This window comes from Devosia sp. (assembly GCF_024707125.1).
In the GTDB taxonomy this organism is placed as follows: domain Bacteria; phylum Pseudomonadota; class Alphaproteobacteria; order Rhizobiales; family Devosiaceae; genus Devosia.
This window is the reverse complement of the sequence record NZ_JANQAH010000005.1, coordinates 286,753-307,089: the sequence shown is the minus strand read 5'-3', so window position 1 is coordinate 307,089 and position 20,337 is coordinate 286,753. Positions and strand designations below refer to the sequence as shown.

25 protein-coding genes and 4 pseudogenes are annotated in these 20,337 nt (G+C 65.8%); 13 read left to right on the top strand and 16 right to left on the bottom strand.

Translation table 11 applies throughout. The features are described 5' to 3' along the window. The 3 genes from NVV77_RS05050 to NVV77_RS05040 all read right to left on the bottom strand — a co-directional run. Positions 1-815, bottom strand: an 815-nt coding sequence (locus NVV77_RS05050) for an LptF/LptG family permease (protein WP_295411396.1), incomplete at its 3' end; no start/stop codon positions are given. Further along, complete coding sequence (locus tag NVV77_RS05045; RefSeq protein WP_295411365.1) at positions 812-1,309, bottom strand: LptF/LptG family permease; 498 nt, start codon at positions 1,307-1,309, stop codon at positions 812-814. The genes NVV77_RS05045 and NVV77_RS05050, both read right to left, overlap by 4 nt. A gap of 11 nt (positions 1,310-1,320) precedes the next feature. After that, positions 1,321-1,515, bottom strand: coding sequence for a hypothetical protein (locus NVV77_RS05040; RefSeq protein ID WP_295411363.1), 195 nt, complete (start codon positions 1,513-1,515; stop codon positions 1,321-1,323). 467 nt (positions 1,516-1,982) lie between these two features. Between NVV77_RS05040 and NVV77_RS05035 the strand changes: the two genes are divergently transcribed. The 6 genes from NVV77_RS05035 to NVV77_RS05010 all read left to right on the top strand — a co-directional run bounded on the left by NVV77_RS05035 (position 1,983) and on the right by NVV77_RS05010 (position 6,242). Then, positions 1,983-2,327, top strand: coding sequence for a DUF2141 domain-containing protein (locus tag NVV77_RS05035; RefSeq protein ID WP_295411395.1), 345 nt, complete (start codon positions 1,983-1,985; stop codon positions 2,325-2,327). 236 nt (positions 2,328-2,563) lie between these two features. Beyond that, positions 2,564-2,947 (top strand): hypothetical protein, encoded by a 384-nt coding sequence (locus NVV77_RS05030; RefSeq protein WP_295411360.1) that lies wholly within the window; start codon positions 2,564-2,566, stop codon positions 2,945-2,947. Positions 2,948-3,243: 296 nt separating this feature from the next. Continuing rightward, positions 3,244-4,935 carry a CDP-alcohol phosphatidyltransferase family protein gene (locus NVV77_RS05025; protein ID WP_295411358.1) on the top strand — a complete coding sequence of 564 codons (1,692 nt, stop codon included), beginning with the start codon at positions 3,244-3,246 and terminating at the stop codon, positions 4,933-4,935. Further along, on the top strand, positions 4,883-5,179 hold the full coding sequence (locus NVV77_RS05020) for a hypothetical protein (RefSeq protein ID WP_295411357.1): 297 nt from the start codon (positions 4,883-4,885) through the stop codon (positions 5,177-5,179). The genes NVV77_RS05025 and NVV77_RS05020 overlap by 53 nt, the downstream gene beginning before the upstream one ends. 11 nt (positions 5,180-5,190) lie before the next feature. Further along, positions 5,191-5,364 carry a hypothetical protein gene (locus NVV77_RS05015; protein WP_295411356.1) on the top strand — a complete coding sequence of 58 codons (174 nt, stop codon included), beginning with the start codon at positions 5,191-5,193 and terminating at the stop codon, positions 5,362-5,364. Then, positions 5,361-6,242: a hypothetical protein gene (locus NVV77_RS05010; protein WP_295411354.1), complete on the top strand. Its 882-nt coding sequence runs from the start codon at positions 5,361-5,363 to the stop codon at positions 6,240-6,242. The genes NVV77_RS05015 and NVV77_RS05010 overlap by 4 nt, the downstream gene beginning before the upstream one ends. 66 nt (positions 6,243-6,308) lie before the next feature. Here NVV77_RS05010 and NVV77_RS05005 read toward each other — a convergent pair whose 3' ends face one another. The 7 genes and pseudogenes from NVV77_RS05005 to NVV77_RS04980 all read right to left on the bottom strand — a co-directional run bounded on the left by NVV77_RS05005 (position 6,309) and on the right by NVV77_RS04980 (position 10,050). Beyond that, a complete protein-coding gene (locus tag NVV77_RS05005) occupies positions 6,309-6,929 on the bottom strand; it encodes an aminotransferase class I/II-fold pyridoxal phosphate-dependent enzyme (RefSeq protein ID WP_295411352.1) in 621 nt (206 codons plus the stop codon). Between the two features lie 75 nt (positions 6,930-7,004). Then, positions 7,005-7,238: pseudogene (locus tag NVV77_RS21895) on the bottom strand (aminotransferase class I/II-fold pyridoxal phosphate-dependent enzyme); the annotation flags it as partial. Between the two features lie 317 nt (positions 7,239-7,555). After that, the gene (locus tag NVV77_RS05000) at positions 7,556-7,678 is read right to left on the bottom strand and encodes an acyl carrier protein (protein ID WP_295411350.1); all 123 of its coding nucleotides are present in this window, start codon (positions 7,676-7,678) and stop codon (positions 7,556-7,558) included. Between the two features lie 317 nt (positions 7,679-7,995). Beyond that, positions 7,996-8,637: an NAD-dependent epimerase/dehydratase family protein gene (locus NVV77_RS04995; RefSeq protein ID WP_367178591.1), complete on the bottom strand. Its 642-nt coding sequence runs from the start codon at positions 8,635-8,637 to the stop codon at positions 7,996-7,998. A gap of 34 nt (positions 8,638-8,671) precedes the next feature. Continuing rightward, a pseudogene (locus NVV77_RS21890) lies at positions 8,672-8,821 on the bottom strand (NAD-dependent epimerase/dehydratase family protein); the annotation flags it as partial. A gap of 3 nt (positions 8,822-8,824) precedes the next feature. Beyond that, on the bottom strand, positions 8,825-9,547 hold the full coding sequence (locus NVV77_RS04985; RefSeq protein ID WP_295411346.1) for an AMP-binding protein: 723 nt from the start codon (positions 9,545-9,547) through the stop codon (positions 8,825-8,827). Positions 9,548-9,657: 110 nt separating this feature from the next. Beyond that, positions 9,658-10,050: an AMP-binding protein gene (locus NVV77_RS04980; RefSeq protein WP_295411344.1), complete on the bottom strand. Its 393-nt coding sequence runs from the start codon at positions 10,048-10,050 to the stop codon at positions 9,658-9,660. Between the two features lie 224 nt (positions 10,051-10,274). On the opposite strand from NVV77_RS04980, the gene NVV77_RS04975 reads away from it, so the two are divergent. Then, positions 10,275-10,859 (top strand): group III truncated hemoglobin, encoded by a 585-nt coding sequence (locus NVV77_RS04975; RefSeq protein WP_295411342.1) that lies wholly within the window; start codon positions 10,275-10,277, stop codon positions 10,857-10,859. Here NVV77_RS04975 and NVV77_RS04970 read toward each other — a convergent pair. The 3 genes and pseudogenes from NVV77_RS04970 to NVV77_RS04965 form a co-directional block, all read right to left on the bottom strand. After that, positions 10,854-11,051 carry a hypothetical protein gene (locus tag NVV77_RS04970; RefSeq protein ID WP_295411340.1) on the bottom strand — a complete coding sequence of 66 codons (198 nt, stop codon included), beginning with the start codon at positions 11,049-11,051 and terminating at the stop codon, positions 10,854-10,856. The genes NVV77_RS04975 and NVV77_RS04970 overlap by 6 nt on opposite strands. 183 nt (positions 11,052-11,234) lie before the next feature. Then, positions 11,235-11,474 (bottom strand): annotated as a pseudogene (locus NVV77_RS21885) (TetR family transcriptional regulator); the annotation flags it as partial. Further along, on the bottom strand, positions 11,390-12,067 hold the full coding sequence (locus tag NVV77_RS04965) for a class I SAM-dependent methyltransferase (protein WP_295411337.1): 678 nt from the start codon (positions 12,065-12,067) through the stop codon (positions 11,390-11,392). The pseudogene NVV77_RS21885 and the gene NVV77_RS04965, both read right to left, overlap by 85 nt. A gap of 192 nt (positions 12,068-12,259) precedes the next feature. Here NVV77_RS04965 and NVV77_RS04960 point away from each other — a divergent pair, with 192 nt between their 5' ends. Genes NVV77_RS04960 through NVV77_RS04945 form a run of 4 tightly spaced genes read left to right on the top strand, consistent with a single transcriptional unit; the run spans position 12,260 to position 16,060 of the window. Next, entirely contained in the window at positions 12,260-13,243 is a 984-nt protein-coding gene (locus NVV77_RS04960; RefSeq protein WP_295411335.1) for an ABC transporter substrate-binding protein, read from the top strand. Positions 13,244-13,293: 50 nt separating this feature from the next. Beyond that, positions 13,294-14,130, top strand: a complete 837-nt coding sequence (locus NVV77_RS04955) for an ABC transporter permease (protein WP_295411333.1) — start codon at positions 13,294-13,296, stop codon at positions 14,128-14,130. After that, entirely contained in the window at positions 14,127-14,870 is a 744-nt protein-coding gene (locus tag NVV77_RS04950) for an ABC transporter ATP-binding protein (RefSeq protein WP_295411330.1), read from the top strand. The genes NVV77_RS04955 and NVV77_RS04950 overlap by 4 nt, the downstream gene beginning before the upstream one ends. Further along, the gene (locus NVV77_RS04945; protein WP_295411328.1) at positions 14,867-16,060 is read left to right on the top strand and encodes an NnrS family protein; all 1,194 of its coding nucleotides are present in this window, start codon (positions 14,867-14,869) and stop codon (positions 16,058-16,060) included. Before NVV77_RS04950 ends, NVV77_RS04945 begins: the two co-directional genes overlap by 4 nt. Before the next feature lie 67 nt (positions 16,061-16,127). On the opposite strand, the gene NVV77_RS04940 is transcribed toward NVV77_RS04945, so the two are convergent. After that, complete coding sequence (locus NVV77_RS04940; protein ID WP_295411326.1) at positions 16,128-16,733, bottom strand: biotin transporter BioY; 606 nt, start codon at positions 16,731-16,733, stop codon at positions 16,128-16,130. A gap of 202 nt (positions 16,734-16,935) precedes the next feature. Between NVV77_RS04940 and NVV77_RS04935 the strand changes: the two genes are divergently transcribed. Together NVV77_RS04935 and NVV77_RS04930 are read left to right on the top strand one after the other, a co-directional pair. After that, on the top strand, positions 16,936-17,703 hold the full coding sequence (locus tag NVV77_RS04935; protein WP_295411324.1) for an SDR family oxidoreductase: 768 nt from the start codon (positions 16,936-16,938) through the stop codon (positions 17,701-17,703). A gap of 2 nt (positions 17,704-17,705) precedes the next feature. Then, on the top strand, positions 17,706-18,233 hold the full coding sequence (locus NVV77_RS04930; protein WP_295411322.1) for a gluconokinase: 528 nt from the start codon (positions 17,706-17,708) through the stop codon (positions 18,231-18,233). Between the two features lie 65 nt (positions 18,234-18,298). Here NVV77_RS04930 and NVV77_RS04925 read toward each other — a convergent pair. Continuing rightward, positions 18,299-19,337, bottom strand: a pseudogene (locus NVV77_RS04925) (L-idonate 5-dehydrogenase). Next, on the bottom strand, positions 19,337-20,284 hold the full coding sequence (locus NVV77_RS04920; protein WP_295411320.1) for a 2-hydroxyacid dehydrogenase: 948 nt from the start codon (positions 20,282-20,284) through the stop codon (positions 19,337-19,339). Before NVV77_RS04920 ends, NVV77_RS04925 begins: the two are co-directional and overlap by 1 nt. Positions 20,285-20,337: the final 53 nt, after the last annotated feature.

Here is a 20,337-nt window from a genome sequence, read left to right as displayed (position 1 = left end):
TCACGTCCAGCAGGTCGAGGATCTGCAGGATCGCCATCAGGATCAGGGCCGCGCCGAGGATCCGGGTGGCGACGGTCCGCAGGACGTAGAGCTGCAGCATCATGCGGGTTGTCGCTTCGGCAGGGGCAGGGCGCGCAGCACGCGCGAGACCAGGTTGTTGATGCGGCGGACCAGTCGCGAGACCGGCGTGTCGCCGGGGCGGGTGCGGCTGCCCACGAACAGCCAGACCGCGAAGCCCGCGAACAGCGAGAAGGAATCCAGATGGCCGGCGCGGCGGCGGCCTTGTCGGCCTTGGCCAGGCCCTGGCCCAGCAGGAGAGCGTGCTGGAACGCCAGCAGCAGCACCCCGGCCATGATCAGGCCGGGGGCGCGATTGCCGCGCTTCGAGGCCAGCCCTAGCGGGAAGGCCAGCAGGGGCAGGAACGGCAGGAAGGCCGCGCGCGCGAGACGACCGTAGAGCTCGCTGAGCAGGGTGCTCTTGGAGACGATCGGATTGGGCGACTTGGCCTGCTTGGCCAGCTCGCCCAGCGTCAATTCGCGCTCGTCGCCGCCGCGGTCGCGCAGCAGGACGGCGGCCGCCGCCAGCGGGGTTTGGGTGGTCAGGCTGTTGAAGGCCAGGTTGCGATATTCGCCACTGGGATCTCGCGCGATGCGGCGGCCGTCGCGCAGGTCCATGGTCACGGTCTTGCCGCCGGCGTCCAGCTTGAGGTCGGCCGAGGCGGCGGTGATGATCTCCTCCTGGCCCTTGGAGTCCAGGCGGCGGATGAAGACCCGCGTCAGGCGCTGGCCGGCGATGTCGGCGCTGTCGGCGGTCAGGAGCGAGCCCTTGTCGTCGATGAAGGCGCCGCCCGCCAGGCCGTCCGTTCCAGCCGGCGTTGACCGCCGCGTGCATGACGCGCGCGATAGGCGTAGCGGCTGTAGGGCTGCATGTAGCCGAACACGATCAGGCTGAAGACGCTGAGAAACAGGCCGACCGCCAGGAAGGGCGCGGCGATCCGCTCCAGCGACTGGCCGCTGGCCAGCAGGGCGTCGACCTCGGAGCCGTCCGACAGCCTAACGATGACGATGAACAGGGCCACGAAGAACGCGACGGGCAGGGCCAAGCCCAGATAGTGCGGCACCAGATTGGCGGCGAGCTGGGCGACGTAGCCGAACCGGGCGCTGCTCTGGGACAGGGCGTCCAGCAGGCGCAGGATGCGCTCCAGCAGCAGGGCGACGACGGTGACGCCCAGGCAGCCGACGAGCGGCCAGAGGCACAGGGCAGGGCGCAGCAGATAGCGGTCGATCAGCCGCAAGCCGCCGGTGGACATTTCCCTGGCGCTCACGCTTGGACCCAGGCCTGGGCGAATTGCTTGGCCAGGCGCTCGACCGCGTCGGGCGACAACTCGACCGCCGCGCCCAGGGCGGGGGCGGCCGGCCAGCCGGCGTCGGGAAAGCTCTGGCCCTCGTGCTCGCGCGCGCCGGCGTAGCGCGGCAGCACGTGGAAATGGACGTCGTGATCGACCATCATCAGCATCAGATAGTTGATCTTCGGCGCGTAGACCCACGAGCGCCTTCAGCAGGCGTTCGATTCCGCCGACCGCCACCTGAAGATCGGCGAAGGCGGCTGCGACTCACCTCGGAGAACGCCTGAACCGCTTCCTTGCACACCAGCACCAAAGACCCAAATGTCGGTTGCTTGGGACGGACCAGAATCAGCCAGTGATCGGTCTCCGCGATCTTGGAACCGGGATAGCCGAACGCCAGGGCGGTGGGATTGGTCATGAGAAGCCGGGAACTTCAGGCTGATGTCGCCTGCGCGTAACAATAGGGATGCGGCCCGTTTTAGATGAAAGCACGATCCGTTCTCGTTGGCGCGATCTTCGCGACGACGGCTGCAGGTGCGGCGCACGCCGAGGGCCGCGCGCTCGTCCGCTGCCCGAGAAGGACTGTGCCGGCAACGCAAGTCCGGAATTCGCCTGACGGCGTGCAGGTGGGCGCGCGCTGCGGTCGAACGCCGGCGAGGTGACGATCACCGTCTATCCGTCGGATCCGGAGCGGTTCCTGGCGCCGCGCGGCAAGCTGGTGCGTCAGCGGGTCAAGACCTCGGCCCCGATGACCCAGGCCTGCTTCAGCCTGCCCCCCGCCGACGCCTACGCGGTCGCCGTCTATCACGACGCCAACGCGGACAAGGATTTCAACCGCAACACCCTGGGCGTTCCCATGGAGGGCTATGGCTGTTCCAACGACGCCCCGACCCGCTACGCCGCGCCCTCGTTCGACGCCGCGCGCTTCGTCGTGAAGCCGGGCGACAACACCATACGGATCAAGATCCGCTATCCGCGCTGAGCGGCGCTCGCCGAAGACGAGGCTGAACCGGCCAAGCTCGCCTATCCCCTCGCGCCCCGGCTCGATCCCCCGCGCCACGATCCGCGTGGTCGAACCCGCCGGCGGCGCGGGGTTCGATCTCGATGGCGTGCCAGCGGGCGGGAGCGTGGCGGCTGGGGCTTGGCCGAGGCGGACGGGACGCCCAGCACCGGGATGGTCGCGCCGTCCGGGACCGCGCGGCGATCGAGCAGGGCCTCGTGCGCGTGGCCGTGGACCACCAGATCGGCGCCGCGACGCTCGAGGATCTCGGCGCAGGCACCTGGCGATCGTCCAGCGACTTGCGCTTTGAGACCGCGCCCTCGTGCGGGCGGATGGTGCAGCACCACCAGGCGGAAGCGATCGGCGTGGGCCGGATCGGCCAGGGCCGCGTCGAGGCGCGCGAGCTGGTCCTCGCCCAGCCGGCCGGTGGCCAGGTGCGGCGCGGTGGGCGTGGCCGAGCAGAGGTTGAAGATCGCGACCGGACCTCGGATGCGCACCTGCGGGAAGCTGGGGCTTCGCCCGCGTCGCCCAGCCAGGGCGTCCAGGGCGCGAGCGCTCGTGTCCCCCGCGGCCGGCCAGGGCGTCGTGATTGCCGGGGCTGACGGTGAAGTCGGCCGGGGCGCCCAGCGACTCCAGCCAGGCGCGCGCCGCCGAAATCTCCGTATGCGATGCGAAGTTGGTGAGATCGCCGCTGATCACCACATGATCGGGCGCGGCGGCCTTCACGTCGGCCACCAGCGCCTTGAGCACCTCGGGGCGGTGAACCTTGCGCTTCTTGCGCCAGGCGATGCGGCTGAGAAGGCGTTTTGTGAAGATGTCCTTCCATCCGAAGGCCCCGGCGGCGGCGGCAGGTGGGGGTCGGACAGATGGGCGATGCGGTATATGGACAAGACGGTTCGTGTCGTTCTGGTCGAAGCAGCCGAAGCTGCTTATCAATCGGCGCGGGATTCAAGGGGTATATGAGTTCTTGAGCGCTGAAATACAAAATACGGCGGGTGACGGGCCGCTGGCCGTGACCGTGGGCCAGGCGGGCGGCCGGATCTGGGGCATGACCTCGCGCGAGCGCCTGTCGCGCATCTATCGCCGGCTCGGCCTGGTCGAGGCGACGACGGCCGATGCGTCGCGCCCCGTGGTCGCCGTCGACGCCGGCTGGGTGTTCGACGAGTCGCTGATCAAGGCGCTGGCGGGCCGCGAGGGCGCGGTGCTGGTCGACGACGCCGGGCGCGCCGTGGCGGCCCATGCGCCCGCGGCCCTGGCCAAGGCGGTCGCCGACGCGCTGGCGGCGGGCCAGGATCCGTCCGGCCTGGATCCCCGCCTGACGCGGTTGACGGCCCTGGAGCTGGGCTCGGCCTACAACAGCGCCCTGCGCAAGCGCGAGCCGCCGGTGCTGGAGCGCCTGACGCCCGAAACCGTCCGCGCCGTCGAAAAGCGCCTGTTCCAGGGCTCCTACAAGGGCGTCACTGACCTCGTCACCAAGTACGTCTGGCCGACGCCGGCCCGGATCGTCACCCGCTGGGCGGCGATCGCGAAGATGACGCCCAACCAGGTGACCTTCCTGGGCTTCCTGCTCACCCTGGCGGCCACCTGGCTGTTCTGGCGGGGTGAGTTCGGCTGGGGCCTGGTCTGCGCCTGGATCATGACCTTCCTCGACACGGTCGACGGCAAGCTGGCGCGCGTGACCCTGACCTCGTCGAAGTGGGGCAATGTCTTCGACCACGGCATCGACCTGCTGCACCCGCCGTTCTGGTGGTGGGCGTGGTTCGTCGGCGTCTACGCGGTCGGCCAGTCCATCCCCTACGCGCCGCTCAGCTTGGCGATCGTCATCGGCGGCTATGTCGCCCAGCGGGTGGAGGAGGGGATCTTCCTGGCCCTCTTCAAGCTGGAGATGCACGCCTGGCGGCCGTTCGACAGCTTCTTCCGCCTGATCACCGCGCGTCGGAACCCGAACCTGATCCTGATGACGGCCTGCGCCCTCGCGGGACGGCCGGACATCGGCTTCACCCTGGTGGCGGTCTGGACGGCCGTGTGCTTCGCCGTTCACGCCATACAGATCCTGCAGGGCCTGGCCGCGCCGAAGGGCTCGATCAGTCTTGGCTATCGAAATGACGCGCATCGGGGTCGTTCGCAATCCGAAGAGCCACGGCAACCGGGCGCGCCCGCCGGGACCGCCGCCCGAGGGCGTGCGCCTGGTCGAGCCGGTCGGACGCGAGGCGCTGAGGTTCGCCCTGAACGACTTCGCCCGCGAGGGACTGGACCTGCTGGTCATCGACGGCGGCGACGGCACGGTCCGCGACGTCATCAGCCTGCTGCCCCACACCTTTTCGGCGAGGACCTGCCGCTGCTGGCGGTGCTGCCGTCCGGCAAGACCAATGTTCTGGCCATCGACCTGGGCACGCCCGAGGGGCTGGCGGCTGGAGGAGGCCCTGGTGGCGGCGCGCCGCAGCGAGCCGGTGATCAAGTCGCGCCCGCCGCTGCGCATCAACTGGGAGGACGGTCGCCCCTGCCTGCAGGGCTTCTTCTTCGGCGTGGGCGCGCCGGTGAAGGCCACCGGGCTATCGCAGAAGGTCCACAAGGTCGGCTTCTTCCATAACCTCGCCGTGGGCGTCACCATCGTCACGGCCTCGCTGGGCGCGGTGTTCGGCGGGGCGCGCGACGAATGGCGCGAGGGCGTGCCGGCCCGGCTCGTCCTGGACGGCGAGGACCAGCCCCCGGGCGACCGCTTCGCCGTCCTGGCCACGGCCCTCAAGCGCCTGCCGTTCGGTCTGAAGCCCTTCGGCGCGCCGCGCGAGGGGCTGAAGCTGCTGGACGTCGACGCGCCGCCCGCCGCCTGCTGAAGGCCCTGCCGGTGCTGCTGAGCGGCAGGATCGTTCCCGGCCTGGAGAGCATGGGCTATCGCCGCCGTGACCCCAGCCAGGTCCTCCTGGCCGGCGGCGCGCCGTTCGTTCTGGACGGTGAGATCTTCGAGGGCGGGGACCTGACCATCGGCCTCGGCCCGGCGCTGCGGTTCCTGGTCGGATGACCAAGCTTCGCGACCTCGTCGCGGCCGAGCTCTCCACGCCGACGCCCGCGCCGATCACCGCCTTCGCCGAGCGGCTCGCGATGTTGTTTCCGGGCGCGCGGGCGGTGCTGTTCTACGGCTCGATCCTGCGGACCGGCGACCTGAGCGGCGTGCTGGACTACTACGTCCTGACCGAGGCGCCTCCAGCCGGCTGGCGCGGCGTGTTCACGCGCCTGCTGTGGCCGGACGTCAGTTATCACGAGATCGAGCTCGACGGTCAGGCCCTGCGCGCCAAGGTCGCCTCCATGACCCTGGCCCAGTTCCAGCGGGCGGTCACGGGCGCGGGGGCGGACACCACCATTTGGGCGCGCTTCGTCCAGCCCAGCGCCCTGGTCTGGGCCGCCGAGGGCGTGCGAGAGACGGTCGTCGACGCGGTGACCGAGGCCTGCCGCACGGCCGCGCGCTTCGCCCAGGCGCTCGGACCGGTCGGCGCCGCGCCGCGGGCGCTATGGACCGCCCTGTTCCAGGAGACCTACAAGGCCGAGCTGCGGGTGGAGAAGGCCGGACGCGAAGTCTCGATCCTGGCCTACGATCCCGAACGCTACGATCACGTCATGGAGGCGGTGCGCGCAGACCAGGGCGAGCCTCCGAGCCAGGCCGAGCGGTCGCGCCTGCGCAAGGCCTGGGGACCGCGCAAGCTGCTGGGCAAGCCGCTGAACGTCGCGCGCCTGGTCAAGGCGGCCTTCACCTTCCAGGGCGCGGCGCGCTACGCCGCCTGGAAGATCCAGCGCCACACCGGCGTGCGGGTCGAGGTCACGCCCTGGCGAGAACGCCATCCGATCCTCGCCGCGCCGGGCGTGCTGCTCAAGGTCTGGAGAACCCGGCGGCGGACGGTCTGACCGATCGCCCAAACAAAAACGCCCGGGCGTCGAGCCCGGGCGTCTTCGTGTCGGATGGGAGCGGTCTCAGGCGCGGGCGCGCTTGAGGGGCTCGATCACGCCCAGGGCCGCGCCGATTTCGGCGAAGGTCTTGAGGACCGCGTCGATCTGCTCGTCGGTGTGGGCGGCGCTGACGCTGGCGCGCAGCAGCGGACGGCTGTCCGGCGTGGCGGGCGGCAGGGCCAGGTTCAGGTAGACGCCGGCGTGCAGCAGGCCGTTCCACATGGCGATGGCGCGTTCCTGGTCCGGCATGGTCGTGGCGACCACCGGGCTGGCCGTCGGGCCGGTGTGGAAGCCCAGAGCGGTCAGGCCGTCGTACAGACGCTTGGCGTTGTGGTTCAGGCGGTCGCGCAGCTCAGGCTGCTCGATCATGCGACGCAGGGCGGTGATGGTCGAGGCGACCACGGCTGGGCGGCAGCGAGGCGGTGAACATGTAGGGGCGGCAGGTGACGCGCATCGACGTCGAATTCGGTCCAGGTTCGACACGCAGAAGCCGCCGACGGTGCCCACCGACTTGGAGAAGGTGCCGACGATGAAGTCGACATCGTCCTCGCACGCCCAGTGCCGCTTCGGCCACGACCACGGCCATTGGGGCCGTAACAGCCCATCGAATGGGCCTCGTCGGACCAGCAGGTACCATGGCGCCATGCTCGCGCTTGACGGCGACGATTTCCTTCAGCGGGGCGACGTCGCCGATCATCGAATAGACGCCTTCCACCACCATCAGGCTTCGCCCGGCGTCGGCGGGGAGCGACGCAGGCGCTTGTCGAGATCCTCGAGGCTGTTGTGGCGGAAGCGGACGACCTCCGCGACGCCCTGCTTGCGCGAGCCGTCGTAGATGCTCGCGTGGCTGTCGGCGTCGAGAATCAGGTGGTCGCCCTTGCCAGCCAGCGTCGACAGGATGCCCAGATTGGCCTGGTAGCCGGTCGAGAAGACGATCGCGCCGGTGGTGCCGTAGAACTTCGCGCAGCGCCTGCCTCAAGCTCCACGTGCGCCGCGGAAGCTGCCGTTGAGCGATGCGGGAACCGGTCGTGCCGGTGCCGAACGTTCCTCTCCAGCGCTTCCTTGACCGAAGCGGCGATGACGCCTCTCGGGGTCGAAGGTCAGGCCGAGATAGTTGTTGGTGCCGAGCAGGATGGTCGGACGGCCGTCCACCACGCCTTCCGTCGGCGAATGCACCGCGTCGAAACGAACCTTGAAGGGTCGGCCCCGGCGTCCTGGATGGCCTTGTACGCATCGCGATAGGCCAGGTGCTTATCGAATAGCCCCATTAGTTAAGCCCTAGTCCGGAGATCATTGATCAGTTTGGAAAGGTCGCCGGCGGTCTCGACTGAGGCCAGGCGATCGAGGGGAATGGAGATGTCGAAGGTGTCTTCGAGCTCCATGATGATGTTCATGAGGGCCAGGAGTCCACGGCGAGGTCGCGGCCGATGTGCGACTCGGAGCGCACCTCGACGGGCCGCCCCAGAACCTTGCTCGCCGCCACCCCCGATCTCGCGCAAGCTGAGATCCGTCACCGTTTCCATTCTAAATCAAACCTCCGGGAGCCCCACCCGTGACACTACTGTAACGGCGAGTCTGTCAGATAGCCGCCTCATTTGCGCGAGGCGATGATATTTTGGGCAACCAACCCTGTGTTCGATACCAATCGACGGTGTGAGCGAAACCGTCGAGAAGACCGAATACGCTGGGTACTCCCTCCGCCTTCGGAGCGCTAGATGGGGTCCAATCGGCGTGAAGCAACTCCCGCCTTGCCAGAACCGAAGACGGAAGGGGTCTGGCTGGCGAAAGACCAAGCATCCGCAAGGGCTCCGGCCGCTAGAATACCCGCTTCCGGAAGCCTTACCAGCCTTGGTTTTCGGCCCATGACGCTTGCGGCGGCGCTCATGATTTCCGCCCAGGTGTAACCGTCGCGCCGCACATCCGACAGCTCTACAAGGCCCGAAATCGGGCTTTGGCAATAGGCGGCCAGCTGCGCCGCGGCGTCGTGGACGTGGATCATCGCCACCCGCGACGCCGACGACAGCACCGGCAGGACGGGGCTGCTCGCGGCCAGCTTGAAGACGCCGAGCGTCTCGGTGTCGCCCGGTCCGTAGATGGCCGGCGGGCGAACGATCAGCGCGTCGGGCGAGTCGGCCAGGACCGCGTCTTCGCCCGCGCGCTTGCTGGCCGCGTAGTGGGAGAGCGTCGGCTCGCGGGCGGCCAGGCTGGACACCAGGATGAACCGCGCGCCGGCCTCGCGCGCGGCGCGGGCGGCGGCCAGGGCGCCGTCGCGATTGATGGCGTTGAAGCCTTCCAGGGAGGAGGCCTTGATCAGACCGGCCACGTGGATCACGACGCTGGCGCGCCGGCTCAGGCGGCCCAGGGCCGGGCGTCCCGAGATCGCCGGCCACCACCTCGACCTCGAGGTCGCGCCAGAGCAGGTGGATCGGGTCGCGGCGGACCAGGACGCGGGGCGTCCAGCCGTCGCGAGCCAAGGCGCGCACCAGATGGCGGCCCAGGAAGCCCGTGGCCCCGGTGACGGCGACGACGCCCGCCATGCCTCAGTCGCCGTACGCGCCGGCCATATAGGCGGTCTTGGCCTTGGAGCGGCTGAGCTTGCCCGACGAGGTCTGGGGCAGGGCGTGAGCCCCGACCAGCTTCACCTTGGCCTCGACGCCGTGGCGGGTGCGCAGCAGGGTCGCGACTTGCTCGACCAGCGCCGCGCGGCTGTCGGCGTCGCCGCCGCGCGCCTGGACCAGGACGACGATCTGGTCTTCCGGCTCGGCGGGGATCGCGAAGGCGCAGACGTCGCCGCTGCGCAGGCCCTCGATCTCGTGGTCGGCCGTCCATTCCAGGTCCTGCGGCCAGATGTTGCGGCCGTTGAGGATGATCAGGTCCTTGGCGCGGCCGGTGATAACGATCTCGCCCTCGATGTTGAAGCCGAGGTCGCCGGTGTCCAGCCAGCCGTCGGCCGACAGCACGCGGGCCGTCTCTTCGGGATTGGCGAAGTAACCGCTCATCACCGAGGGGCCCTTGGCGAAGATACGGCCGACGCCGCGCTCGGGCAGCACCTGGCCGTCCTCGCCACGCACTTCCAGGAAGTGGCCGGGCAGGGCGGGGCCGCAGCGCGCGAAATCCCGCGCCCGCTCGGAGCCTTCCGGGGCGTCGACGGCCACGGCGTCGCGCTCCAGGCGCTCGACGTCCAGGGTCTCGGCGCGCAGGCCCTTGCCCAGCGGGGCCATCGACAGGGCCAGGGTCGCCTCGGCCATGCCGTAGCTGGCCACGAACGCGCTTGTCGGAGAAGCCCGCCGGCCCGAACGCCTCGACGAAGGCCTTCAGCGGCGGCATGCGGATCATGTCGCCGCCCAGGCCGGCCTGGCGCCAGTGGCTGAGGTCATAGGCGTCGAGCGATTGGCCCTGGACGCGTCGAGCGCAGAGCTCGTAACCGAAGGTGGGGCTGTAGGCGATAGTGGCCTTGTTGCGCGAGATCAGGTCGATCCACAGCAGCGGGCGGCGGACGAAGGCCCGCGGTGGGCAGCAGGTCGACCGACATCTGGCAGCTCAGCGGGGCCAGCAGGAAGCCGATCAGCCCCATGTCGTGATAGAGCGGCAGCCACGAGATGGCGCGGTCGCTGGGCACGACCTGCAGGCCGTCACGCGTGATCGCCACGCAGTTGGCCATCAGGGCCTTGTGGCGGACCAGGACGCCCGTCGGGGTGCGGGTGCTGCCCGACGAGAACTGCAGGTAGCAGGGATCCAATAACATGTATTTTATATACACCTTCATCTCATATCGAGAGTTCAAAGGACAGAACCGTGACAACTCCCTCGACGCAAATGCGACGCCTTGCGCAAAGCGACATCGAAATTTTGCCCGAGGGAACGACCGGCCTGCGCGAAACGCCAAATGGCATCTGGGCACGCGTTCATCTGCTGAGCGGCCAGGCGGAGATCGAAACGCCACAGGATGGACAGCGGCGTCGCGTTGGCCTTGGCGCCTCAATCGCCCTGATGCCACGCCAGGCGCATCGCCTCCACGTTTCGGCCAATGCGAGCATACGCTACGAATTTCTCTATGAGGGATCAGAGAACACCCCTCCCCCTTCGCCGGCGGCCTTTCTCAACGCGATCAACAGATCCGACCTGAAGCGGCCCATGCATCCAAAAGCACCAGGACGCGAGCCGCCGCCCGGATTGGACGAAGACGGCGTCAAGCTCGTCGTCGACAGCTTTTACGACCTCGTAAGGCGCGACGAACTGCTGGCGCCGGTCTTCGATAGCAAAATCGCCAATGCACAATGGCCGCATCACTTGGGCCAGATGTATGATTTCTGGTCGGCAATGCTGCTGGGCACCGGGCGCTATGAGGGCCGCCCAATGCCAAAGCACCTGGCGATTCCGCAATTGGCAGATGAGCACTTTGTGCGCTGGCTGATTCTCTTCAAGCAAACAGTCGACACCGTCTGCCACCCCGACACCGCAGCCATTTTTATCGATCGCGCCGAGCGAATCGCCCAGAGTTTTCGGCTGGCCATCGCTTTCCAGCGCGGCGAAGACACGACCGGGATCACACCGATGCGAGCGGGCGATCTATAGGGCGTTGCTCGGCAGCTGCAATCCAAGTTGCCGAGCCGCCGCCGCGATCTGCTTGGCGCCCTCTTCGAAGCCGATGGGATCGACAAGGTTTTGCAACGACATGCCGCGCAGTTGCGCCATGAGCGCGAGGACTGCCGGATCGTCCACGGTTCGCGCAAATCTAGCGGCCAGATAGGCACCGAAACCAGCCATATGTGCTGACGTCGCCCGCCTCCCCTCCTCCGAGCCACAGGTTTCGACTACCACCGCAAGAAAGAAGCGGGCCCGCCGCGGATCGAACAGCAAGCGGGCCAGTTCGACCGCGAGATCGGCCTCCGGCTCGGAATGCCCCGCGCTTTCGTGGGAATGCTCCAATAGACCGGACAGAAGATCTGTCCGGCGCGGAAAATAGTAGGTCAGGTGCGATTGCCTGACGCCAGCCGCCTTCGCGACCTTCGGCTGGGTCAGAGCCGGCAGTCCCTCGGTATCTATGATGGTCTGCGCCGCATCCAGAATGCGCCTTCGGACATCGCTGCTCAGCGCGGTTTTCCTTATGATTGCCGGCGCAGAATGGTGCCGGTGTAGGCCAGCGCCTGCATATAGCGAGCCTCGGCAATCAGCCCAGCCCCGAGCCACGCCCTGGTGAGATCTTTCTCGGAGGGAATATACCAACTGTCCTTGATCCGCGACAGCATGACATCAGCCGCATCGGGCGTCGCGCCTGCCTGCAAGGCCCAGTTGCGCAGCGTCGTCGTGTCCGCAAACAAATCAGGGCGATAGTCGAGGCTCAACAGCGGTGCGCCTTCCGCCAACGCCTTGGCAATCCCGGCGTAAAAGGCCGGCTTTTCAGCATGCGGCACGAACTGGGTAACCAGTTGCGCGAGCCCTGCATCATGAGCTGGTAAACCCTCAGCCACCTGCATCGCGCTCGAAACGAAATCAACGCGATCAGCAAATCCAGCTTCATCAAGGCGTTCGCGCGCCACATCCAGCATGGCTTGAGAAATATCGAGTGCCGTAAAGCGCCAGCCCGGCTGCAATGGCGCAAGATGAAGGATCTCTGCCCCCGTGCCCGCTCCGACGACCAGAATATGGGCGGCGACGGGAAGTCGGCTCGCCAGCACCGCTGCAGCCAACTCCAGCCCCAACGTATAACCGGGAACTCGCTGCGGCATGCCCTTGTCATAGGTGCGGGCCGCGGAAGCATCAAAGCGTGGCATCTGGCTCATCAGAATCTCGATTTTGGTAATTTACCAAAATCCTGACATCAATTATGCTGACTATACAAGTCATAAATCTTCAGGGTGTGGCGCGCTGCCGCATGGCGGGGTCCTAGAACCCGCGTTATCAAAACATGACTTTTGAATACATGTTAACTGATCAGGGAATTGTCCCCGGTCGGTCCTTCTGGAGAGTTGGATATGATCACTCGTCGCAAGTTTGTCGCAGGCGCGTCGGCTGGCGTTGCTGGCGCACTGCTCGCGCCGTCGCTGGTGCGGGCACAGCAGGCGCCGTTGGTACTCTGGGGCCCGCCGGCAACGCCGTCGCTGATCTTGGCGCAAGCCGCCCAGGATGCCGAGCTTGCCAAAGTGGCTCCCGGCATCTCCTTCGCCGTCTGGCGCAACCCGGATGAAATGCGCGCCGGCATTGCTTCGGGCGATATGTCGGCTGTGATCGTGCCGGTCTATGCCGCCGCCAATTTTTACAATCGCGGCCTGTCCGTGCGCCTCGCCAATACACTGACCGATGGTCTGCTCTACGTCGTTTCCGCGGACGAAGGTATCCAGACAACAGCCGACCTCAAGGGGAAGACAATTGCCTGCCCCTTCAAGAACGACATGCCCGACTACATGCTGCAGCGCCTCTTCAGCGAGGCCGGCCTTGTTGTCGGCACGGATGTGACCATCGAATACACGGCGACCCCACCCGAAGGCATGCAATTGCTGCTGGCCGGGCGCGTCGACGCCATCGCTGTTCCCGAACCGGTGGCGAGTGGTGCCATCGCAGCCGCCAAGGCCGCAGGTAAGACGCTCTACCGCTCGATCAATGTCCGCGAAGAATGGTTTGCCGCCACCGGCACCTCGAGCCAGCCCTCTCCGGGCCTTGCCGTCACCGCCAGCCTTGGTGAGCGCATTGGCGATGACGGCATCGAAGTGCTGCAGCAGGCGATCGAACGCGCCGTCGAGATCGTCAACGCCCGACCACAAGAGGCCGCCGCCTTGGCCGCCGAAGCGCTCGGCCTGCCAGTGCCGGTGATCGCCGAAGCCGTCGGCCATTCCAATCTCGTGGCACGCCGCGCCCAGTCGGCGAAAGCCGAGATCGAAGCCCTGTTCAACGTGCTGGCCGAGGCCGATCCGCGCATCATTGGGGGCAAGCTGCCCGATGACGGTTTCTACGCCCTCTAGTCCCTATTGGGCGCGGAGACGATCCGCGCCCATCTTTTGGTCGACGCCCTATGTTCGCAACCATCCTTCTTCGCCCCACGCGTGCGCTGCTCTCGGCTGCCGCGTGGATTGGCCGCTATGTCTGGGCGGGCTGGGCGGGCGCTGCCGGTCTTTTCTGCTTTGCCGCGGTCTGGCAGTTTGGCCACGAAATCTATGGCTCGTTCATTCTGCCATCGCCGCTCGAAACCGTATTGGCGCTGATCGATCTCTATTCCATGCCTGGCGTTGCCGAGATTGCCGGCAATTCTATTTTTCGGGCCCTGGTAGGTTTTCTCCTGGCGGCCTTGATCGGCACCGTACTGGGCACGCTTGCCGGGTACTTTTTCGCCGCCATGCGCCTCCTGCGCCCCATGGTCACGCTGCTTATGGGCGTGCCGCCGATCGCCTGGATCGTGCTGGCCATCATCTGGTTCGGCTCGAGCGGTGGCTCGGCCATTCTCACCGTCGTCATCGCCTCCTTCCCCATCGCATTTGCTGGCGGGCTGGAAGGCGTCGCAACGCGCGATCGGTCGCTGGAACAGATGGCGCGCTCCTACGGCGCCTCTTCGTTCACACGCTTCCGCACCGTCACCTTGCCCCATCTCCTCTCATACCTTTACCCCGCTTGGATCACGACCGCCGGGAATGCCTGGAAAGTGGTCGTCATGGCCGAGGTCCTCTCCAATACCGGGGGCATTGGTGGCGCTCTTGCCAATTCACGGGCTCTCTTCGACATCCCCCAGGTCATGGCCTGGATCCTGCTGGTCGTGATTTTCGCGCTGATGACGGAATACCTGCTGCTCCAGCCGGTCCGCGAGGCACTGGAGCGTTGGCGCGCCGCCGGCATTCCCTGGGGCGTTAAACGATGAGGCTGGCTCTGGAAGACATCGGCCACCACTACTTTGGCAAGACCGTCATCGAGGGTTTCGACCTCAGCCTGGGCGGCGGCGAAGTCGTGGCGTTGATCGGCCCCTCGGGCTGCGGCAAGACCACTATCCTGCAGATCGCCGCCGACCTCGTCGAACCGGCCCGCGGCACCGTCGCGCGCAACTATGATCGTCATGCCGTTGTGTTCCAGGAACCGCGCCTGCTGCCATGGCTGACGACACTCGACAATATCGCCTATGGCCTGCGCGTTAGCGGCAATTCCCGCCATGCGGCTCGGGAGATCGCTGCCGAGCGCGCGCTGCAGGTTGGCTTGGCTACGGGCGACTTCGATAAGTATCCGATCGAACTTTCGGGTGGCATGCGCCAGCGCGCCTCAGTGGCTCGAGCCTTGGTCGTCAGCCCGCAAATGATCTATTTCGACGAGCCATTCACCGCCGTCGACGTCGGCCTCAAACGCATCTTGCAGGACCTTGTCATCGAAGCCGCTGGCCGCGACAGCTTCTCGGCCCTGTTCGTCACCCATGATCTGGCCGAGGCCGTCCGCATCGCCAACCGGCTGGTGGTGCTCTCCAGCGCAGAAGGCGGCGTCGTTTCCCGCCGCGACATTGCAGGGATGCCCGGCCAGCGGACAAGTCGCCAGATTTTCGAGCTGGTCGAAAGCTGGTCGGCCGACCCCGCCTTTGCCGAGCTATTTGGGTATGACGAACGGGTGCGCGCGTGAAGCCTGAGCCACCGATCCTGAGCGAAGGGCTGCGGCTTTTCTTCCCCGCCGCGGCCATTCATGGCGCCATCTGGCCCGTCATCTGGGTGCTGCTCTACGCCTTCGACCTGCCCCTCGCCGGCTCAGTGCCGACCAGCCAGTGGCACGCCCATGAGATGATCTTTGGCACCTATGGCATGGCACTGGCCGGCTTTCTCATCTCCGCGGTGCCCGAATGGACCAACACACCGCGCTGGCGCGGCAATTCGCTGCTCGCTCTTTTGGGCCTGTGGCTGCCCGGTCGCGTTGCCGGCCTTGTCGGCGCCGACTGGATGATCGCCCCGTCAGGCCTCACCGACGCGGCCTTTCTCGCCCTGCTCTCCTGGGCCATCATCGACCCCATGATCCGGCGCCGCAACACCAGTCACGCCGCCTTTGCCATATGGGTCCTGACGATGCTGGGCCTTGAAATCGCCATTCGAGCGAGCTGGATTCTTGGCGACCATGCCCTCTCGCAAACACTGCTGCAAAGTGCGTTGATCGTCTTCGTCATTCTCATGGCGCTATCGGTCACCCGGATCAATGTCGTCACCATCAACCACGCCATCGATCCCACAGGCGAAACGCGCCGCTATCGCCCTCATCCTGGCCGCCGCAATCTCGCCGGCGCCCTCACCGCGCTCTACGCCATATCGGCTATCATCCTGCCCACATCACAGGCCCCTGCCTTCCTTGCACTTGCTGCCGCCGCCGCGTTTTTCGATCGCCTGGCCGAGTGGTTCATAGGCCGTCCGCTCTTTCGCGCCGAGGTGCTCGCCCTAGCCTGCGCCAACCTGCTCTCGGGCCTGGGGCTCACCGCTATCGGCCTTGCCGGCCTCGGGCTGCCCATCGCGCCCTCCACGGGTCTGCACATTGTCTCCATGGGCGCGCTCGGCCTTGCCGTCATCGCCGTTCTTTCTATCGCCGGCCTGCGGCACACCGGCCGCGACCTGCTGCTCCCAGGCTGGAGCCACGCCGCCTTCGTCCTCGTGCTTGTTGCAGTACTCGTTCGCGTCCTGCCTGAACTTGGCCTTGCCGATGGGCTGGTCGGCCCGCACTACGCGCTGGCCGCCCTCGCCTGGGCCGCCGCCTTCGCCTGCTGGCTCCGCGGCTTCCTGCGCTTCATGGTTGCGCCAAGCGACGAAAGTCAACAGGAGCTGACCGTTGGCTAGAGTTGTGCAGACCCGCAAAGTTGGCGTTGCGTTGCCCAACTTGCACCGACGGGCAGCGAAATGGCGTCTAGTCTCGTCCGCGCCGCGAAGCTTGGCTGCAGACCCACGCGAAAGCTGCGGCCAGACCCATTTTGAGGGCATCCCAAACAATGAAGGGCTCGACGGCGCCTTGCCACGCAGACTGAACGGGATTGGAGCTGTCAATCCAAGATGCGGCACCGGCCATGCTGAGCAGCCAGACAAAACCGATGGCCATCAGAAGTGCGTCGGCAAACAGCATTGTCGTGAGCATTAGCACGGGGCGACGTGCCGCGCCTCGGTCCGCAGCCCAGCCGATGATGTAGGCCATTGGCAGATAGGCGATCAGAAAGCCTGCAGTGGGGCCTGCGAAATAGGCCATGCCGCCGCCGCTCGCGAAGACTGGCAAGCCCGCCATGCCTTGCGCCAGATAGGTCAGCACAATAGCGACGCCCAGCTTTCGGCCCGCAATAGCGGACAGAAACGCCACTGCCAGGGTCTGAAGCGTAACCGGCACCGGCCAGACCGGTACGCTCACCTTCGCGGCCAGCGTGATGAGGGCACTGCCAGCTACGAGAAATGCCGCCGTACGGGCGACGGTGAGCGCGGGGTGGGATGAGGTAACGAAACGCGAGGCCAACACGGAGTTGCTCATGGCGACTTTCCTTGGGGTTGTGAAGGGTCGAGACCGTTCCAAGGGCTAGCCCATCGACCTGCCGCTGCCGTCATCGCGATTGGCTATTTCATCAGTACCACATCGTCTTTGCCTCACCCCCGCCCCGACTTCATAGTGCAGGTCCAGCGAAGAAGGTTCGCTCTTCGGCAATTCAATCGCACGCTTTCAGGACTGCATTTCCATGACATCTACCCTTTTTGACCTCAGGGGCCGCCTTTGCCTGATTACCGGTTCAAGCCAGGGCATCGGCTTCGCGCTGGCCAAGGGCATGGCGGAACACGGCGCGCGCGTGGTACTCAACGGACGCGACGCGGACAAACTCGAGGCAGCATCGCGCGATCTACGAAACCAAGGGCTTGACGTCGAGGGCGCTCCATTTGACGTAACCTCGCACGAGGCGGTCGTTTCCGGCGTCGAACGCGTCGAAAAGAGCCTCGGCCCCATCGACGTCCTCATCAATAACGCCGGAATGCAGTTTCGGAGCCCGCTCGAGGACTTTCCTGCCGACAGGTGGGAACAGTTGCTGACAACCAACGTGTCGAGTGTCTTCTACGCCGGGCAGGCCGTGGCGCGGCACATGATTAGCCGCGGCCGAGGCAAGATCATCAATATCGCTTCGGTGCAGGCTGAACTGGCCCGTCCCGGCATCGCGCCTTATACGGCAACCAAGGGCGCGGTACGGAATCTCACCCGCGGCATGTGTACCGACTGGGCCAAATACGGTCTGCAGATCAACGCTATCGCACCGGGCTACTTCAAGACGCCCTTGAACCAGGCGCTCGTGGACAATCCCGAATTTTCCGCCTGGCTCGAAAAACGCACCCCCGCAGGCCGCTGGGGCAATGTCGAAGAACTGGTCGGGGCAGCCGTCTTCCTTGCTTCAGACGCATCCAGCTTTATCAATGGCCATACACTGTTTGTGGATGGCGGCATCACGGCGTCACTCTAACCATGTCCACCCAATTCATCGTCATGGGTGTGAGTGGGTCCGGCAAGTCGACCGTCGGTCGCATGCTGGCGGAAACATGGGGCGTGCCGTTTATCGAAGGCGATACGCTGCATTCGGAGGTCAGCGTTGCCAAAATGGCCGCAGGCATTCCCCTCGATGATGCCGATCGCCTTCCGTGGCTGGACCGGATCGGCGAAGCTGTCGCCGCTGCAGCTGCCTCGGGTCGAGGCGCCGTTGTCAGTTGTTCCGCTCTCAAACTGGCCTATCGAGATCGTCTGCGTGTCGCCGCGGGACCGCACCTGCGCTTCGCCATGCTCGACCTACGCCGCGAGGTGCTCGAAACCCGCATGGGTGAGCGCAAGGGCCACTACATGCCCCCCTCGCTTCTCGACAGCCAGTTACGCACGCTGGAAAGACCGAAAGGCGAGGCCGACGTGCTTGTTGTCGATGGTGAAGCCCCGCTTGCCGATATCACCGACACCATCTGCCGGTGGCGGGTGGATCTGTTGACTGCCGGAGAAACCTGGTAGACGGCACGACGAGCAAAAAGGCCCCGCCGAGGCGGGGCCTTTTTCGTATCAAACCAATGGTGAGCTCAAGCCATTTCGATCTGTACCTTCATCGCCAGCTGACGGTCGGAGGCGAGATAGAAGCCACTAGCCGCCTGTTCGAGCGGCACCGAATGAGTGATCAATGGCTTTACCTCGATCAGCCCACCCCGCATCAACGACACGGCCGTAGCGAACTCCTCGTGGAAGCGGAACGAACCCCGGAGGTTGAGTTCCTTGACCGTAATCGCCTGCATCGGAACATTCATGTCGCCGCCCATGCCGAGTTGCACCAGAACGCCCTTGGGCCGCAAGGCGGCGATGCCGCTCGCCAGCGCCGCCGGGGCTCCCGAACATTCGAGGTGAATGTCGAAATAGCCTTTGTTGGCGCCGTACGCGGTCATGGCGTCCGTTTCCGTCGCGGTATTTATCGTTCGGTCTGCACCGGCGGTTCGCGCATGTGCCAGCGTCTGGTCGGTAATGTCAGTGACCACGATCTCGGCAGCGCCAGCACGGCGAGCTGCAAGGACGCAGAGTACGCCTATCGGCCCGCTGCCGGTAACCAGTATGCGCTTGCCCAGAACTTCGCCGGCCTGGCGCACGGCATGGAGGCAAACGGCGAGCGGTTCTGCCATTGCCGCCTCGCCCGCGCTCAGGCCGTTTGCGACGATGCATTGACTGGCGTCTGCAACCAGCAGCTCGCGGAACGCTCCCTGGATGTGCGGGAAAGGCATGGCCGAGCCATAGAAGCGCATGTTGAGGCAGTGGTTCGGTTTGCCCTCAAGACAGTACGAGCATGATCGGCAGGGACGTGATGGACTAACGGCCACGAGGTCGCCGACGCGGAGGTTGTCAACGCCTTCTCCAAGCGCTTCGATGCGTCCAGAGACTTCATGGCCCAGCACCATAGGCTCGCGCAGACGCACAGCGCCAAAGCCACCATGGTTGAAGTAATGCAGGTCGGATCCACAAATCCCCCCGTTCGATCCGCACCAGAACCTGGCCGGGACCGCAGGTCTCCGCTTCGCCCTCTTCGATCCGAAGATCCTTGGCACCATGAATGACGATTGAGCGCGTAATGGTCATCAGATCACCGGGGTCAAAAGCGGGGCGCCATCAAAATGAGCGACCAGGTTATCATGCACGAGTTTGCCCATTGCCTTGCGTGTCTCGACGGTGCCCGAAGCTTGGTGAGGCTGAAGCAGAACGTTGTCGAGCGCAAGGAAGCGCGGATTAATCCGCGGCTCACCCTCGAAAACGTCGAGCGCAGCCCATCCGAGGCGACGCTCTTCAAGTGCGGAAAGCAGAGCGTCTTCGTCGATATTGGAGGCGCGCGAAACGTTGATCAACATTCCCTCGGGGCCGAGCGCATCGATCACTTCGCGATCGACTACATGGCGGGTAGCGGCGCCACCCGTCAGTGTCACGAAGAGGAAGTCCGAGCGTGCGGCCAGGTCCCTGGCACTGTCGATGAACTGCCAGTCGCCAGCAAAGTCTTTGGCAGAGACGTCGCAATAGGCGATGTCCATGTCGAAACCTGCGAGACGTTTTGCGACCTCGAAGCCAATCCTCCCAAGGCCCAACACACCGGCGCGCTTGCCGAAAGCTCGCCGTTGGAGCGGGTAGTTGCCCTGCCCCGCCCAATTGCCTGAACGTACCCAGGCCGAGGCCCCGACCACGTCGCGGGACGAAGCCAGCATCATGGCGAGCGCGAGATCAGCGACGTCCTTAGTCAAGACGTCAGGCGTATTGGTCACCCGAATGCCACGGGCACGGGCGGCATCGAGATTCACGGCATCGAAACCAACGCCGTAGACCGAGATAACCTCGAGGGAAGGAAGAGCTTCGATGAGTTCCTTGCTGGCACCCAGTTCGCCGCGCGTGGCAATACCGCGGATGTTGGCACCATGCTCTGCCACGAAAGCTTGCTTGTCCTGTGCTTCAAAATAGCGGTGCAACACGAAGCGCTCCTCCAGCGCTTCGACGTCCCAGGCGGGGTATGCACCCATCTGAAGGATGTGGGGTTTCGTCATATCCAAACTCGCTGTTCGCTCTTGCGTAGCCCGACTTTGCCGGTGCTCTGGCC

Bases quoted from the DNA above. Each gene is read 5' to 3' on its own strand.
- NVV77_RS05045 (WP_295411365.1), bottom strand. From the start codon at position 1,309: ATGTCCACCGGCGGCTTGCGGCTGATCGACCGCTATCTGCTGCGCCCT.
- NVV77_RS05040 (WP_295411363.1), bottom strand. From the start codon at position 1,515: ATGCTGATGATGGTCGATCACGACGTCCATTTCCACGTGCTGCCGCGC.
- NVV77_RS05010 (WP_295411354.1), top strand. From the start codon at position 5,361: ATGACCAAGCTTCGCGACCTCGTCGCGGCCGAGCTCTCCACGCCGACG.
- NVV77_RS05005 (WP_295411352.1), bottom strand. From the start codon at position 6,929: ATGGCGCCATGGTACCTGCTGGTCCGACGAGGCCCATTCGATGGGCTG.
- NVV77_RS05000 (WP_295411350.1), bottom strand. From the start codon at position 7,678: ATGAACATCATCATGGAGCTCGAAGACACCTTCGACATCTCCATTCCC.
- NVV77_RS04980 (WP_295411344.1), bottom strand. From the start codon at position 10,050: ATGAAGGTGTATATAAAATACATGTTATTGGATCCCTGCTACCTGCAG.
- NVV77_RS04975 (WP_295411342.1), top strand. From the start codon at position 10,275: ATGCCACGCCAGGCGCATCGCCTCCACGTTTCGGCCAATGCGAGCATA.
- NVV77_RS04970 (WP_295411340.1), bottom strand. From the start codon at position 11,051: ATGGCTGGTTTCGGTGCCTATCTGGCCGCTAGATTTGCGCGAACCGTG.
- NVV77_RS04965 (WP_295411337.1), bottom strand. From the start codon at position 12,067: ATGAGCCAGATGCCACGCTTTGATGCTTCCGCGGCCCGCACCTATGAC.
- NVV77_RS04960 (WP_295411335.1), top strand. From the start codon at position 12,260: ATGATCACTCGTCGCAAGTTTGTCGCAGGCGCGTCGGCTGGCGTTGCT.
- NVV77_RS04955 (WP_295411333.1), top strand. From the start codon at position 13,294: ATGTTCGCAACCATCCTTCTTCGCCCCACGCGTGCGCTGCTCTCGGCT.
- NVV77_RS04950 (WP_295411330.1), top strand. From the start codon at position 14,127: ATGAGGCTGGCTCTGGAAGACATCGGCCACCACTACTTTGGCAAGACC.
- NVV77_RS04940 (WP_295411326.1), bottom strand. From the start codon at position 16,733: ATGAGCAACTCCGTGTTGGCCTCGCGTTTCGTTACCTCATCCCACCCC.
- NVV77_RS04935 (WP_295411324.1), top strand. From the start codon at position 16,936: ATGACATCTACCCTTTTTGACCTCAGGGGCCGCCTTTGCCTGATTACC.
- NVV77_RS04930 (WP_295411322.1), top strand. From the start codon at position 17,706: ATGTCCACCCAATTCATCGTCATGGGTGTGAGTGGGTCCGGCAAGTCG.
- NVV77_RS04920 (WP_295411320.1), bottom strand. From the start codon at position 20,284: ATGACGAAACCCCACATCCTTCAGATGGGTGCATACCCCGCCTGGGAC.